General features: G+C 70.5%; 12 protein-coding genes. 8 read left to right on the top strand and 4 right to left on the bottom strand.

All coding sequences use genetic code 11. The features are described 5' to 3' along the window. The first annotated feature begins 35 nt into the window (after window positions 1–35). The gene (locus RWH43_RS16470; protein WP_144828034.1) at window positions 36–263 is read left to right on the top strand and encodes a response regulator; all 228 of its coding nucleotides are present in this window, start codon (window positions 36–38) and stop codon (window positions 261–263) included. Then, window positions 260–919 (top strand): CYTH domain-containing protein, encoded by a 660-nt coding sequence (locus RWH43_RS16465; RefSeq protein WP_316001982.1) that lies wholly within the window; start codon window positions 260–262, stop codon window positions 917–919. Before RWH43_RS16470 ends, RWH43_RS16465 begins: the two co-directional genes overlap by 4 nt. Window positions 920–1,171: 252 nt before the next feature. Here RWH43_RS16465 and lpdA read toward each other — a convergent pair whose 3' ends face one another. Together lpdA and RWH43_RS16455 are read right to left on the bottom strand one after the other, a co-directional pair. Next, complete coding sequence (lpdA, locus tag RWH43_RS16460; protein ID WP_144828027.1) at window positions 1,172–2,569, bottom strand: dihydrolipoyl dehydrogenase; 1,398 nt, start codon at window positions 2,567–2,569, stop codon at window positions 1,172–1,174. Between the two features lie 9 nt (window positions 2,570–2,578). Further along, window positions 2,579–3,241, bottom strand: a complete 663-nt coding sequence (locus tag RWH43_RS16455; RefSeq protein WP_316001981.1) for a copper resistance CopC family protein — start codon at window positions 3,239–3,241, stop codon at window positions 2,579–2,581. A 294-nt stretch (window positions 3,242–3,535) separates the two neighbouring features. Between RWH43_RS16455 and RWH43_RS16450 the strand changes: the two genes are divergently transcribed. From RWH43_RS16450 to RWH43_RS16440, 3 genes are all read left to right on the top strand, one after another. Beyond that, entirely contained in the window at window positions 3,536–4,024 is a 489-nt protein-coding gene (locus RWH43_RS16450) for an FHA domain-containing protein (RefSeq protein WP_144828024.1), read from the top strand. Beyond that, complete coding sequence (ftsR, locus tag RWH43_RS16445) at window positions 4,024–4,710, top strand: transcriptional regulator FtsR (RefSeq protein WP_144828021.1); 687 nt, start codon at window positions 4,024–4,026, stop codon at window positions 4,708–4,710. Before RWH43_RS16450 ends, ftsR begins: the two co-directional genes overlap by 1 nt. 94 nt (window positions 4,711–4,804) lie before the next feature. Continuing rightward, a complete protein-coding gene (locus tag RWH43_RS16440) occupies window positions 4,805–5,350 on the top strand; it encodes a MerR family transcriptional regulator (RefSeq protein WP_136587758.1) in 546 nt (181 codons plus the stop codon). A 466-nt stretch (window positions 5,351–5,816) separates the two neighbouring features. Here RWH43_RS16440 and RWH43_RS16435 read toward each other — a convergent pair whose 3' ends face one another. Continuing rightward, complete coding sequence (locus RWH43_RS16435) at window positions 5,817–6,629, bottom strand: ParA family protein (RefSeq protein ID WP_144781970.1); 813 nt, start codon at window positions 6,627–6,629, stop codon at window positions 5,817–5,819. A 68-nt stretch (window positions 6,630–6,697) separates the two neighbouring features. Here RWH43_RS16435 and RWH43_RS16430 point away from each other — a divergent pair, with 68 nt between their 5' ends. From RWH43_RS16430 to def, 3 genes are read left to right on the top strand one after another with little or no spacing between them, the layout of a single operon-like run. Next, a complete protein-coding gene (locus RWH43_RS16430; protein ID WP_316001980.1) occupies window positions 6,698–10,105 on the top strand; it encodes a pyruvate carboxylase in 3,408 nt (1,135 codons plus the stop codon). A 46-nt stretch (window positions 10,106–10,151) separates the two neighbouring features. Continuing rightward, window positions 10,152–12,728, top strand: a complete 2,577-nt coding sequence (locus RWH43_RS16425; protein ID WP_316001979.1) for a MinD/ParA family ATP-binding protein — start codon at window positions 10,152–10,154, stop codon at window positions 12,726–12,728. Further along, the gene (gene def, locus RWH43_RS16420) at window positions 12,725–13,216 is read left to right on the top strand and encodes a peptide deformylase (RefSeq protein WP_316001978.1); all 492 of its coding nucleotides are present in this window, start codon (window positions 12,725–12,727) and stop codon (window positions 13,214–13,216) included. Before RWH43_RS16425 ends, def begins: the two co-directional genes overlap by 4 nt. Window positions 13,217–13,520: 304 nt before the next feature. Here def and RWH43_RS16415 read toward each other — a convergent pair whose 3' ends face one another. Further along, window positions 13,521–15,347 (bottom strand): AMP-dependent synthetase/ligase, encoded by a 1,827-nt coding sequence (locus RWH43_RS16415; RefSeq protein WP_316001977.1) that lies wholly within the window; start codon window positions 15,345–15,347, stop codon window positions 13,521–13,523. Between the last annotated feature and the right edge of the window lie 95 nt (window positions 15,348–15,442).

Raw genomic sequence — 15,442 nt, 5'->3', positions numbered from 1 at the left:
CGGCCCGCACGGAGGGCGCCGTCTACGCTGAGGTCATGGCTATCGCACGACTTTCCGGAGGCCCGCTCGACGGGCAGGTCCTTCCCCTCGACAACGAGTCCGACGACACGCTGATCATGCCCTACAGCGAGGGTCAGCTCGTCTACCGCCGCGACGGCGGTCTCGAGAACACGGGCGACTCCGACGGCCCCACGCAGGCGGTCTTCGTGTTCGCCGAAGAGACCGAAGACATCAACCCCGACGCCGACGGACGCGACGATTGAGCGCAGGCCCCTCGGGCGGCTCGGCATCCGGGGCCTCGAACGTCGAGATCGAGTCGAAGTACGACGTCGATGACGACACGCCCCTTCCCGATTGGTCGGCGCTGCCGGGTGTGGTGAGTGTCGGGGAGCCCGAACCGCGCGACCTCGACGCCCGCTACGTCGACACGGCGCACCACGATCTGTCCCGCAAGGGCATCGCGGTGCGCCGCCGTCGCGGCGGGCCCGACGAGGGCTGGCACGTGAAGGGCCCCCGCGAGGGCGGTGGGCGACGCGAGACCCAGTGGCCGCTCGGCGAGGTGGCCGACGACGACGCCGATCCCGTCGTTCCGGCTGAGATCCAAAAAGCCGTCTCCGCGTGGGCGCGACCGCCGTTCCTCCCGCTCGCGCGCGTGCGCAACCAGCGCACCGCGTACGCGTTGACGGATGCCGAGGGCGCCCTCGTCGCGGAGTTCGTCGACGACCGGGTGCAGGCCCGTGACGAGCGACGCGGTGTCGACTCGTCCTGGCGCGAGTGGGAGGTGGAGCTCGGCCCCGCCGGCCCCTCCGACGATGCCGGGCGCGCGAAGTTCTTCGCCGCGGTCGACGCGGCCGTGGCCGCCGCCGGGGGCCGCCCCGCGGCATCCGGATCGAAGCTCGGCCGCGCTCTGGGGCACTGAGCCCGCGCGTGAGCCGGCGCTCTGGGGCACTGAGCCCGCGCGTGAGCCCCCGGGTTCGCTCTCGCGGTCGCTCCTGACGCCGAGACTGCATCTCGCTGACGAGTTCGTTGCAGCGTGACGCAGAGTTGTCAGCGAGATGCAGTCTCGCGGTGTTCCTCGCGCCGCGAACGACGTCACGGCCGCAGCCCAGACCCTCGAGATCACGAAAGGCCCGCCCGGGCGAACCGGGCGGGCCTTTCGTCGATCAGCTGATCAGAGGTTGATCATGTGGCCGGTGAGGCCGTGGAAGGCCTCCTGCAGGCCTTCCGACAGCGTCGGGTGGGTGTGCACGTTGCGTGCGGCCTCGAGAGCGGTGAGGTCCCACTTCTGCGCGAGGGTCAGCTCGGGCAGCAGCTCCGACACGTCGGGGCCGATGAGGTGGCCGCCGATGAGCTCGAGCGTCTCGGCGTCGGCGACGAGCTTGACGAAGCCGACGGGCTCGCCGAGGCCGTTGGCCTTGCCGTTGGCCGAGAAGGGGAACTTCGCGACCTTGATGTCGTGACCGGCGTCGCGCGCCTGCTGCTCGGTGAGGCCGAACGAGGCGACCTGCGGGTTGCAGAAGGTGGCGCGGGGCATGTTGCGGTAGTCGCCCAGCGTCTGCGTCTCGGCGCCGGCGATGGTCTCGGCGGCCACGACGCCCTGCGCTTCGGCCACGTGGGCCAGCTGCAGCTTGGCGGTGACGTCGCCGATCGAGTAGATGTGCGGCACGTTGGTGCGCATGTGGTCGTCGATCTCGATGGCGCCGCGCTCGGTCAGCTTGACGCCGGTGTTCTCGAGGCCGAAGCCGTCGACCTTGGGGGCGAAGCCGATCGACATGAGCACGCGGTCGGCGTCGATCGAGCTCTGCGAGCCGTCCTTCGCCGTGTAGGCGACGGTGACCTTGTCGCCGTGGTCGGTGACCGACTCGACCTTGGTCGAGGTGAGGATGTCGACGCCGTAGCCCTTGTACTGCTTCTGGATCTCCTTCGAGACCTCGGCGTCTTCGTTCGGCAGTGCACGGTCGAGGAACTCGATGATCGTGACCTTCACGCCGTAGTTCGTCATGACGTACGCGAACTCCATGCCGATGGCGCCGGCGCCGACGATGACGATCGACTCGGGGAGCTCGCGGGTGAGGATCTGCTCCTCGTAGGTGACGACGTTCTCCGACAGGGTGACGCCGGGGAGGAGGCGCACGGTCGAACCCGTGGCGATGATGACGTTGTCGAACGTGACCTGCTCCTTGGAGCCGTCTGTCTTGGTCACGTCGATCGTGTGGTCGTCGGCGAAGAAGCCGCGGCCCTCGTACTCGGTGACCTTGTTCTTCTTCATCAGGTAGTGGATGCCCTTGACGTGGCCGGCGGCGACGCTGCGCGAGCGGTCGAACGCCTTGCCGAAGTCGAAGGTGACGTCACCCGAGATGCCGAACAGGTCGGCCTTCGCGTGGAACGTGTGCGCGAGGTCGGCGTTGCGCAGGAGGGCCTTGGAGGGGATGCAGCCCACGTTGAGGCACACACCGCCCCAGTACTTCTCTTCGACGATCGCGACCGACAGTCCGAGCTGTGCGCCGCGGACGGCGGCGACGTACCCGCCGGGACCCGCACCAAGAATGACCAGATCGTAATGAGGCATGGTTCCAGCCTATCGCCCGGCGGTGCCGCCACCGGCGGTCTTGCGGCCGCTGCGGGAGGCGAAGACGTAGACCAGCACCCCGGCCACGATCACGAGGATCACCGCGAGCAGGATCCAGGGCAGGGGAGAGGGTGCGGAAGCCTCGTCGACCGGCGCCGCGGTCGCGCTCGAGGTCGGATCGGCGCTCGGCGCGGACGTCGCAGACGGGGTCGGGCTCGCCGTGGGGGTGGTCGTCGTGGGAGTCGCCGAGGGGGTGGGGGCTGCGGCCGGCACCGTGAAGGCGAAATCGCCGCTGATGGGGTGGCCGTCGCTCGACACGACGCGCCAGACGACGCTGACCGCTCCGGATGCCGCGCCCGCCAGCGACTGCGTGACCGTGGTGCCCGAGACCTCGGGCGCGCCATCGGCCAGCGAGGCCCCCGATGCGTCCTTCACCTCGACGACCGTCGCCCCGGCGTCGGTGAGGACGTCGGCGCTGAAGGTGAAGGTGATCTGCGCGGGAAGGGCGTCGAGCACGGCGTCGGCGGAGGGGTCGGTGGAGACCAACTCGTCGTGCGCGGCGGCGGGCAGAGCCGGCACGAGCAGAGCGGCTGCGGCGAGCAGACCGGCGGCCAGCGCGGCGGTCCAGCGGGGCAGGCGGGCCCGGCGGTGCGGGGTGGGAGAAGAGGTCACTCCTCGACCCTACTGACGACCTCCGACACCGGGCCTGGGAGCGGGCTGCGGCCGATGCGCGGCCCCCGATTCGGGAGCGCTTTCGCGATCGTGGGCGTGTCGGGGTGAAGCGGACTCGACACGGCCCCGCCCGGGTCGATAGGTTCGAGTGTCTCGTCGGTCGTCTCCGCGGCCCGAACCGCGGTGTCGGTGTCGACGGATCGAGACGTAAACACGCATCGCCATGGCCCGCTCGAGATCGGTCGACCTCCCCCTCGTCGACCGATCGGTTATGGTGAAACAGAAGGAGAAGCCGTGGACGAGACCAGCCGATTCGAGCGCGACGACATCCGACGCGCGGCCGACGCCGCAGCGAACGACCGGGCGCACGACACGACCCAGACCCACGACGCCGATCTGTCGTTCGTCCCCTTCGGGGCCGACCTCAGCGAGGCCGAGCTCGAGGCGATCGACGCACTGCCCTCCGGCGCCGCGTTGCTGATCGTCCGCTCCGGCCCGACGACCGGCGCCCGCTACCTGCTCGACACCGACGTCACCACCGTCGGGCGACACCCCGAGGCCGACCTCTTCTTCGACGACGTGACCGTGTCTCGTCGTCACGCCGAGATCACCCGCACCGGCACCTCGTTCGAGATCGTCGACCAGCGCTCGCTCAACGGCAGCTACGTCAACGGCGAGCGGGTCGATCGTTCGGCGCTCGTCAACGGCTCCGAGGTGCGCATCGGCAAGTTCCGCCTCAACTTCTTCGGTTCGCCGGTCGATCTGCCCGCGGCTGATCGCTGATGCCGGCAGCCCCCTCCCGTAGTCGTCAGGCGGCTGCGGGGCTGCTCAGCATCGGCCAGGTGCTCGCCCGCCTCACCCCCGACTTCCCGGCGTTGACCTCGAGCAAGCTGCGCTTCCTCGAGGTGCAGGGCATCGTCACGCCCACGCGCACCGAGTCGGGCTACCGCAAGTTCTCGCCCGCCGATCTCGAGCGCCTGCGCATGGCGCTCACGCTGCAGCGCGACCACTACCTGCCGCTCGTCGTGATCCGCGACTACCTCGCCGAGCTCGACGCGGGCCGCAATCCCGCTCCGCCGACGTCGATCCCGTCGATGACGAACACGCCGCGCCGCTACCGCCGCGACGAGCTGCTGGCGGCCGCGGGTTCCGCTCCGCAGCTGCTCAACGACGCGATCAGCACCGGCGTCATCACGGCATCCGACACGTATCCCGAGCAGACGGTGACGCTGCTGCGCTCGCTCGTGGCGTTGGATCGCCACGGCATCGAGCCGCGTCACGTGCGCGCCCTGCGCCAGAGTGCGGAGCGCGAGGTCTCGCTCGTCGAATCGGCTCTGTCGGCCCTGCTGCGGCGCCCCGACGCCTCGTCGCGCGCGAAGGCGAACGAGCTCGCTCCCGAGCTCGCGGCGCGTCTCGACGAGGTCCGCGGCATGTTCGTGCGCGAGGCGCTGGAGCGGATCCTGTCCTGAGTGCGACACGCCGCGGCCCTCGGAGCGGATGTCATTGCCGGGGGACCCTCGCTGATCTAGCGTGGAGGAAACGACAGATGAGGAGGGCGCGAGCATGAACGCTGGCGACGCAGTCGGCGAACCCCGGTTCGCCACCGACCTCCTCTTCACCGACGGTCTGCCCGAGATGGACGACGACACCGGTTACCGCGGTGCGGTCGCCGCTCGCGCCGCCGGGATCACGTACCGCCAGCTCGACTACTGGGCCCGCACCGAACTCGTCGTCCCGACGGTCCGCGGTGCGAGCGGCTCCGGGTCGCAGCGTCTCTACGGCTTCCGCGACATCCTCGTGCTCAAGCTCGTCAAGCGCCTGCTCGACACCGGTATCTCGCTGCAGCAGATCCGCACCGCGGTCGACCAGCTGCGTGCCGCGGGCATCCGCGACCTCGCCGGAACGACCCTCATGAGCGATGGCGCCTCGGTCTACCTGTGCACCTCGAACGACGAGGTCATCGACCTCGTCAGCCGCGGTCAGGGCGTCTTCGGCATCGCCGTCGGCAAGGTGCTGCGCGAGGTCGAATCCACGCTCGTCGACTTCGAGAAGGCGACGCCCGACGCCGTCGACGAGCTCGCCGCCCGCCGGGCCGCCCGCACCGCCTGACGCGTTTCATCTTCGAGATCCCGGATGCCATGGCATCCGGGATTCTGCTTTGTGGAGCTCGAGGTAGCTGAGCTTGTCGAAGCCACCGGTGCCGCGGCGGGTCCCGGGCCCTTCGACAAGCTCAGGGACCTGGGTTCGCGCGGATGACGCGTCCGACGCGGGTCCCGGGCCCTTCGACAAGCTCAGGGACCTGGGTTCGTCCGCGGCGGGTCCCGGGCCCTTCGACAAGCTCGGGGACCTGGGTTCGTCCGCGGCGGGTCCCGGGCCCTTCGGCAGGCTCGGGGACCTGGGTTCGTCCGCGGCGGGTCCCGGGCCCTTTGACAGGCTCAGGGGCCTGTATTTTTGCGGACGCGGGTCCCGGACCCTTTGACAGGCTCAGGGGCCTGAGTCCGTGCCAGGGTCCCGGGCGCGAACGAGAGACGCCGCCCGGCTGCGAGGCAGCGGGACGGCGTCTTCGTTGAAAGGATCAGGCCTGCGGGGCCTCGGACTCGACCGGGATGCGGCCGGTGCGCACGATCCGGTCGAGAAGCGCGTCGAAGTCGGCCGCGAGTTCCTGCGCGGAGTCGCCGGGCCACACGTGCAGCGGCTTGGCGGCACCCTGCGCCTGCTGGAGCGAGGTGCGCTCGGGCAGCTGCGGGTTGAGCACGAGCGGGCCGAACATGTCGCGCAGTTCTTTGATGCGGAACTGGTGCTCGATCGACTGCGGGCGCACGCGGTTGACCACGACGCCGAGGGGCTGCAGGCGCGGCGAGAGACCGCGGCGGATCTCCTCGATCGCGCGCAGAGCGCGGTCGGCAGCGGCGACGGAGAACAGGCCGGGCTCGGTGACGACCACGACGCGGTCGCTCGCGGCCCACGCGGTGCGCGTGAGGGCGTTGAGCGAGGGGGCGCAGTCGATGAGCACGAGGTCGTACTCGCTCTCGATGGTCGCGAGGGCTTCCTCGAGCTTCCATACGTCGCGCACGCTGGGGTGCGGCCCGTCGAAGTTGATGGCCGACGGGCTGCCGATCAGCACGTCGATGGTGCCGGGATGCACCTTGGCCCACCCGCTCGAGGTGATCGCCTGTCGGACGACCTTCTCTTTCGGGTTCGCCAGCACATCGGCGATGTTGAGGCGACCGGCGACCTGGATGTCCATCCCGGTCGACACGTCGGACTGAGGGTCGAGGTCGACGACGAGAGTGCGAACGCCACGTGCGAAGGCTGCGGAAGCCAGCCCGAGTGTCACGGTCGTCTTGCCGACCCCGCCTTTGAGAGAGCTGACGGAGAGTACGTGCACGAGAGTCCACGTTACCGTCCCCTAGGCTGTGAGCACATTCAGCTCCGCCAGCTTGACGTGAGGTGCGCATGTTCTCCAAAATCCTGGTCGCGAATCGCGGAGAGATCGCGATTCGCGCGTTCCGTGCCGCCTACGAGGTCGGAGCGCGCACCGTCGCGGTCTACCCGTACGAAGATCGCGCCTCGCTGCACCGTCTGAAGGCGGACGAGGCGTACCAGATCGGCGAGCGGGGACACCCCGTGCGCGCCTACCTCGACGTCGACGAGATCATCCGCGTGGCTCGTGAGTGCGGGGCGGATGCCATCTACCCGGGCTACGGCTTCCTCTCCGAGAACCCGGAGCTCGCCGAGAAGGCCGCCGCCCACGGCATCACCTTCATCGGGCCGCCCGCCGAGGTGCTCGCCATGGCGGGCAACAAGGTGACGGCCAAGGAGCACGCGATCTCGGCCGGAGTGCCGGTACTGCGCTCGACGCCGGCCTCCGCCGACATCGACGAGCTGCTCGCGCAGGCCGACGAGATCGGCTTCCCGATCTTCGCCAAGGCCGTCGCCGGCGGTGGCGGGCGCGGAATGCGCCGCGTGGAGTCGAAGGGCGAGCTCGCCCCGGCCCTGGCCGAGGCCATGCGCGAGGCGCAGAGCGCGTTCGGCGACCCCCGCATGTTCCTCGAGCAGGCCGTGCAGCGCCCGCGTCACGTCGAGGTGCAGATTCTCGCGGATGCCGCGGGCGAGACCGTGCACCTGTTCGAGCGCGACTGCTCGGTACAGCGTCGCCACCAGAAGGTCATCGAGATCGCGCCCGCGCCGAACCTCGACGACGCCGTGCGGCAGGACCTGCACCGCTACGCCGTGGCCTTCGCCCGCTCGATCGGCTACCAGAACGCCGGAACCGTCGAGTTCCTTCTCGAGACCGCCGGCCCCCGCACGGGCGAAGTCGTCTTCATCGAAATGAACCCCCGCATCCAGGTCGAGCACACCGTGACCGAGGAGGTCACCGACGTCGACCTCGTGCAGTCGCAGATGCGCATCGCCGCGGGCGCGACCCTCGCCGAGCTGCACCTGCAGCAGGACGACATCCACCTGCGCGGTGCGGCGCTGCAGTGCCGCATCACCACCGAAGACCCCACGCAGGGCTTCCGCCCCGACACGGGCAAGATCACCACGTATCGCTCGCCCGGTGGCGCCGGCATCCGCCTCGACGGCGGCACGACCGCCGCGGGCTCGCAGGTCAGCCCGCACTTCGACTCCATGCTGTCGAAGCTGTCGTGCCGCGGCCGCGACTTCCCGGCCGCGGTCGCCCGCGCCCGCCGTGCCCTGGCGGAGTTCCGCATCCGCGGCGTCTCGACGAACATCCCCTTCCTGCAGGCCGTGCTCGACGACCCGGCGTTCGTCGCGGGCGACCTGAGTACGTCGTTCATCGACGAGCGTCCCGAGCTGCTGAAGGGGCGCGAGTCGAAGGACCGCGGCACGAAGATCCTGTCGTGGCTCGTCGACACCACGGTCAACCGCCCGAACGGCGAGAACCCGCTGTCGATCGACCCCGCCGCCAAGCTCCCGCGCGTCGATCTCGCGGATGCCGCTCCGGCGGGCTCGCGCCAGCGCCTGCAGGAGCTCGGCCCGGTCGGCTTCGCCCGCGCCCTGCGCGAGCAGACGGCCCTCGCCGTCACCGAGACCACCTTCCGCGACGCCCACCAGTCATTGCTGGCCACGCGCGTGCGCACGCGCGACCTCGTGCGGGTCGCCCCGTACGTCGCGCGCATGACGCCGCAGCTGCTGTCGGTCGAGGCGTGGGGTGGGGCGACCTACGACGTCGCCCTGCGCTTCCTCGGCGAAGACCCGTGGGAGCGCCTCGACGCGCTGCGCCAGGCCCTTCCGAACGTCGCGATCCAGATGCTGCTGCGCGGGCGCAACACCGTCGGGTACACCCCGTACCCCACGGAGGTCACCGATGCGTTCGTGGCCGAGGCCGCGGCATCCGGAGTCGATATCTTCCGCATGTTCGACGCGCTCAACGACGTGTCGCAGATGCGCCCCGCGATCGACGCCGTGCTGGCCACCGGCACCGCGGTCGCCGAGGTCGCGGTCTGCTACACCGGAGACCTGCTCGACCCGGCCGAGAAGCTCTACACGCTCGACTACTACCTGGGCCTGGCCGAGCAGATCGTCGACGCGGGCGCCCACGTCCTCGCGATCAAAGACATGGCGGGCCTGCTGCGTCCGGCCGCCGCCGCGAAGCTCGTGACGGCGCTGCGCGAGCGCTTCGACCTGCCGGTGCACGTCCACACCCACGACACCGCGGGCGGGCAGCTCGCGACGCTGCTGGCCGCTTCGGCGGCGGGGGCGGATGCCGTCGACGCGGCGTCGGCGCCCATGGCGGGAACCACGAGCCAGCCGTCGCTGTCGGCGCTCGTCGCCGCGCTCGCGCACACCGATCGCGACACGGGCCTCGATCTCGGCGCCGTGAGCGATCTCGAGCCGTACTGGGAGGCCGTGCGCCACCTGTACCGCCCGTTCGAGTCGGGACTCGCCGGTCCGACGGGGCGCGTGTACCGTCACGAGATCCCGGGCGGACAGCTGTCGAACCTGCGGCAGCAGGCGATCGCGCTGGGCCTCGCCGACGACTTCGAGCTCATCGAGGACATGTACGCCGCGGCCGACCGCATCCTGGGCCGGGTGCCCAAGGTCACGCCGTCGTCGAAGGTGGTGGGCGACCTCGCGCTGCACCTCGCCGCGGTGAAGGCCGACCCCGCCGACTTCGAGCGGAACCCCGAGAAGTACGACGTGCCCGACTCGGTCGTGTCGTTCATGGCGGGAGAGCTCGGCGACCTGCCGGGCGGCTGGCCGGAGCCGTTCCGCTCGAAGGTGCTCGCAGGACGCGAGGCCAAGATCGGCGTCACCCCGTTGACCGACGACGACGCCGCCGCGCTGGCGGGGGAGTCGGCCGAGCGCCGCGCCCGCCTCAACACCCTGCTGTTCCCGGGGCCCACGCGCACCTTCCTCGAGACCCGCGCGACCTTCGGCGATCTCAGCGTGCTCGACACGGCCGACTACCTCTACGGCCTGCAGGCCGGCGGCGAGCACACCGTCGAGATCGAGCGCGGCGTGCAGCTGTTCGTGGGCCTCGAAGCCGTCGGCGACGCCGACGACAAGGGCATGCGCACGGTCATGACGACCTTGAACGGTCAGCTGCGTCCGGTGTTCGTGCGCGACCGGTCGATCGACGTCGAGGCGCGTCAGGCCGAGAAGGCCGACACCTCGAAGCCCGGTCAGGTGGCGGCGCCGTTCTCGGGCGTCGTGACGATGAAGGCCGCTGTCGGCGACCGCGTCGCAGCCGGTCAGGCCGTCGCCTCGATCGAGGCCATGAAGATGGAGGCGGGCATCACCGCCCCCGTCGAGGGAGTGGTCGAGCGGGTCGCGATCGGTACCACACAACAGGTGGAAGCAGGAGATCTTTTGCTGGTAATCCGCCAAGCGCAGTAGCCTGGGAGGGGGCGCTTTCGCGCCCTCTTCCCGTTTGGAGACTGCAGTGACCCCCGACCGCACCGATGCGAACCACGACGAGAGCGCCGAGCACGGCGTTCTCGACGACGGCGGCAATCTCGACACTGCCAGCATCACCATCCTCGGCGGACACATCGCACAGGTCAGTGTCGACCTGCCGATGGCCGCTGACGACGATGATCTCGATGACGACGTCATCGAGGACGAGATCCCGGTCGGCGACGTCGACCTGCCCGCGTTGATCACCTCCCACGACGTCTACGAGCCGCACGACGACGAGACCGACCACCGTGAGGTCGAGCAGCTCGACACCGGCGACATCATCCTCGAGCCCCACGACGGCGAGGAGTCCTCGTCGACCGAGGGCGACGCCGACACGGTGACGCACGATGACGTGCACGAGGCGGAGCTGGTCGACGAGCCCGAGCACGAAGGCTTCTCGCACGACGCTCGCGCCGACGACCTGCACGACGCCGAGGTCGTCGACGACGTCGAGCTCTTCGAAGCGGATGCCGCCGAGCCCGCCGACGAGGCGCTCACGCACGCGCCGTGGATCCCCGAGCAGTCGGACGAGACGGATGCCGCGTCGGACGAGACGATCGTGGGCGATGACGCCGGGCACGAGGGCGTGGAGGGCGACGCCGACCACGCCGCCCCGCATGACGATGCCGAGGGCGAGTCGTTCGTCGCGGAGGAGGACGCGGCCGTCGAGGTGGCCGAGCCCTCGGACGAGACCGCCGTCGAGGAGGACGACGCCGACGCCGGCGACGCTGAGGAGCCTGTCGCCGCGGACGCGGAGGCAGAGGCTTCCTCCCCGGAGGACGAGCTCGAGGCGGGTGACTTCCACGAGGTGGAGGGTAATTTCACCGCTTCTTCGGAATCGTCTTCCGACGAGCCTGCCGCTGAGGAGTCGATCACCGACGACACGTTCGTCGGGGACACGTTCGTCGGGGACATGCTCGTCGAGGAGCCGGTCGCCGACGAGCAGGCCGCTGACGAGCCGATTGCTGACGAGCCGATCGCCGATGAGCCGGCGGTGGAGGACGTCATCGTCAACGAGGCGTCTTCCGACGAGCCGGCGCTCGATGAGCCCGCCGTCGAAGAACCCGCCGTTGAAACCCCTGCCGTCGACGGACCTGCCGTGGTCGAGCCCAACGTCGACGAGCCTGTCGGCGCCGAGCCCGCCGTCGAAGAGCCCGCCGACGCGGGCTCGAGTGACGCCGAGCTTCCGGCCGCGGCGTCACCCGCCGCACCTGCAGCCCCGAGCGCGTCGGACGAGGCCACAGCCCCCGCCACCGGTCCCGTCGCCCCGCCGAGCGTCGCGGCCTCGGTCGTCGCCGCCTCGGTCGCCGCGGCCGCCGGCCCCCGCGCGGCCGCCTCGACCGGTCCGGTTTCGACCGGAACCGCCCCGACGGGCTCCGTCCCGACGGCCCCCGCCTCGACGGGCCCCGTGACGACGCGTCGCGAGCGGGCGGCGACGGGTGTCATCGGCACCGTGCCCCTGACGCGCCGCAGCGCCCAGCAGGCCGACGACCCCACCCGCGGATCCGACGAGGCCGCGCGCGTCGACCGCGCCCACGCCATGGAACGCGTGCGCACGCAGACGCCCGAGGTGACGCTCACCTCGAAGCGCATCGGGCAGATCGACGATGCCCGCGAGAGCTCCGACCTGCTGACCGCCGACCGCCTGCTCGACCCGCGTCAGATCGCGCGGCCCGAGCCCGAGGGCGCCTGGCAGCAGCTGGTCTACTCGGCGACCGGAGGCCGGGTCAACCTCGGCGACGGTCGTCGCGCGCGCCAGCGCAAAGACCTCGACCGCCGCATCTCGACCCCGTTGACCGGCGGCGCGCGCTTCGTGCCCGTGCTCTCGCGCAAGGGCGGCGTCGGCAAGACGACCGTCACGTCGCTGCTCGGCATGGCTCTCGCCGACGCCCGCGACGACCGCATCATCGCCGTCGACGCGAACCCCGACCGCGGCACGCTGGCCGATCGCGTCGGTCGGCCCAACGGCCGCACCGTGCGCGACCTGGTGCGCGCGCACGACGAGATGGTCGGGTTCAACGACGTCTCGGCGATCGTCGCGCGTGACGCGACGCGGCTCGACGTGCTGGCATCCGATGCCGATCCCCGGGTGTCGGAGGCGTTCAGCGACGACGACTACCGCCAGGTCGCCGACGTCGCCGCGCACTACTACTCGATCGTGCTGACCGACACGGGCACCGGCATCGTGCACTCCGTGATGGGGGCGACCCTCGAGCTCGCCGACACTCTCGTGATCGTCGCGGGTCTGTCGGTCGACGAGGCGCGACTGGCCTCCGAGACGCTGACCTGGCTCGAGACCAACGGCTACGCCGCGCGCGTGCGCGACGCGATCGTCGTGCTCAACAACTCGCGCCCCGGCACGCCGCTGGTGCGCGAGAGCGAGCTCGAGGCGCACTTCCGCTCGCGGGTGCGCACCGTGATCCGCATGCCGTACGACGCGCGCATCGCCGCGGGAAGCGCCATCGCCTTCCGCGACCTGCAGCCCTCGACTCGTCAGGCCGCGCGCGAGCTCGCCGCCGCCGTGGTGGAGGGTCTGCGCGCCCCGGTGTCCGCCGCATGACCGTCCGCCCGATCCGCCTGTTCGGCGACCCCGTCCTGCGCGCCACGAGTGCGCCCATCGAGACGATCGACGACGGCATCCGCGCCCTGGTCCAAGACCTGCTCGACACCGTGGAGCTGCCGGGCCGCGCGGGCGTCGCCGCCCCGCAGATCGGCGTGGGACTGCGCGCCTTCAGCTACAACATCGACGGCGACATCGGCTACGTGCTGAACCCCGTGCTGATCGAGACCCGCGGTGAACCCGAGGCCGTGGGGGAGGGCTGCCTGTCGGTGCCCGGCCTGTGGCACAACGCGATCCGCTACCCGTGGGCCAAGGTCGTCGGCATCGACCTCGACGGCGAAGAGGTCGTGCTCGAGGGGGAGGGGCTGCTCGCTCAGGCCCTCCAGCACGAGACCGACCACCTCGACGGCATGCTCTACCTTTCGCGGCTCCCCGCCGAGACGCGCCGCGAGGCGATGCGCCAGGTGCGCGAGAGCGACTGGTTCTGACCTGATCTCTGCGGAAGGGCCCGGATGCCGGCATCCGGGCCCTTCGTGTGTCTCCGCTCGCGCATTTCCTCCGCGATTCGCGCAACCTCCGTCGGTTTCGACCCTTCCGAGCCGAGGTTGTGCAGATCGCCGAGGGCGTGCGATCGGTGACGGTGTCCCGGGGCGCACACAACCTCCGCGATTCGCGCAACCTCGGTGATTGTGCCTCGTTCCGGACTGACGTCGTGCGGATCGCTGAGGCTGTGCGCTCGAGAACGAAACGGCCCGGCCCCTCGGGGGGACCGGGCCGTCATCGTCGCGCGCGTCAGGGCAGCGAGACGTTGGTGGTGTTGACCGGGACGGCGTAGATGTCCTCGATGTCGTCGGCGAAGTCCGACGTGATGACGTTGCGCTTGATGCTCATCTTCGGGGTGAGGTGGCCGCTGGCCTCGGTCCACTCGGTCGGCAGGATCGTGAACTTGCGGATCGACTCCGCGCGCGAGACGCGCGTGTTGGCCCGGTCGATCGCGCCCTGCACCTCGGCGCGCACCTTCTCGTTCTGTGCTGCCTGCTCGAGCGTCATGTCGGCGGGCAGGCCGTTGTTGGCCAGCCACGTGGGCAGCATCTCGGGGTCGAGGGTGACGAGGGCGGCGATGAACGGCTTGTGGTCGCCGACCACCACGACCTGGCCCACGATCGGGTTCGCGCGGATGGGGTCTTCGAGAGCGGCGGGGGCGACGTTCTTGCCGCCGGCGGTCACGATGATCTCCTTCTTGCGACCGGTGATCGCGAGGAAGCCGTCGCTGTCGAAGGCGCCGATGTCGCCCGTCTTGAACCACTCGCCGTCGAAGGCCTCCGCCGTGGCATCCGGATTCTGCCAGTACTCGCGGAAGACGTTGATGCCGCGCACCTGGATCTCGCCGTCGTCGGCCAGGCGCACCCCGACGCCGGGGAGCACCGGACCGACCGTGCCGATCTTCGACTTCGTGGCGAGGTTGACCGTGGCCGGGGCCGTCGTCTCGGTCAGGCCGTAGCCCTCGAGGATCACGACGCCGAGGCTGCGGAAGAAGTGCCCCAGGCGCGGGCCGAGCGGGGCCGAGCCCGACACGGCGTAGACGACGCGGCCGCCCATGGCCTCGCGCAGCTTCGAGTAGACGAGCTTGTCGAACAGGGCGAACTTGACCTTGAGCGCCAGCGAGATCTTCTTGCCGTCCTGCAGGCGCCGCGAGTGCTCGATCGCGGTGTCGGCGGCGGCGCGGAAGATCTTGCCCTTGCCGCCGGCCTCGGCCTTCTGCTCGGCGGAGTTGTAGACCTTCTCGAACACGCGCGGCACGGCCAGCAGGAACGTCGGCTGGAACGTGCCGAGCGCGGGCAGGAGCTGCTTGGTGTCGGGCTGGTGGCCGGTCTTCACGCCCGCGTGCACGTTGAGCAGCGAGATGAAGCGGGCGAAGACGTGCGCCGTCGTGATGAACAGCAGCGTCGAGGCGCCGGGGGTCTCGACGACCTCGTGCAGCGCCTTCGCGGAGTTACGTGCGAGCTCGACGAAGTTGCTGTGCACCAGCACGCAGCCCTTGGGGCGGCCGGTGGAGCCCGAGGTGTAGATGAGCGTCGCGATGTCGGAGGCCTTGGCCAGGTGACGACGGCGCTCGATCTCTTCGTCGGTGATGTGCGTGCCGTTCGCGACGAGGGTGTCGAGAGCGCCCTCGTGCATGGCCCAGACCTCGCGGACGAGGGGGAGGTCGCTGCGGACCTCGTCGAGGCGCGCGGTGTGGTCGGCCGACTCGACGACGACGGCAATGGCGCCCGAGTCCGACAGGATCCACGAGATCTGCGACGGCGAGCTCGTCTCGTACACGGGCACCATCACGGCGCCGGCGTAGAAGAGGGCGAAGTCGACCAGCGTCCAGTCGTAGGTGGTGCGGGCGATGAAGCCCACCTTCTCGCCCGGCTGGATGCCGGCGGCGACGAAGCCCTTGGCGAGCTTGACGACTTCTCGCTCGAACTCGGCGGCGGTGATGTCGCGCCATCCGTCGGCGTGGGGGATGGCGAACAGGGGGCGGTCGGGCGTCGAACGCACACGGTCGGCGAGCAGGTCGGATGCGTTGGCATCCGGGTCTGCGGCGACGACGGCGGGGAGGTCGAACTGGATCACGGCAACTCCTTTGGCACCGGAAGAAAGGTCGAGCGGGTCTGTCGAGTCTATGCGCACGGATGCCGTGGCCCCAGGACGTCGCATTCCGATGCGGG

The sequence above is a fragment of the Microbacterium algihabitans genome (assembly GCF_032464975.1).
GTDB lineage: Bacteria > Actinomycetota > Actinomycetes > Actinomycetales > Microbacteriaceae > Microbacterium > Microbacterium algihabitans.
The sequence above is the reverse complement of the archived record's forward strand: the minus strand, read 5'-3'. Positions and strand labels throughout refer to the sequence as shown.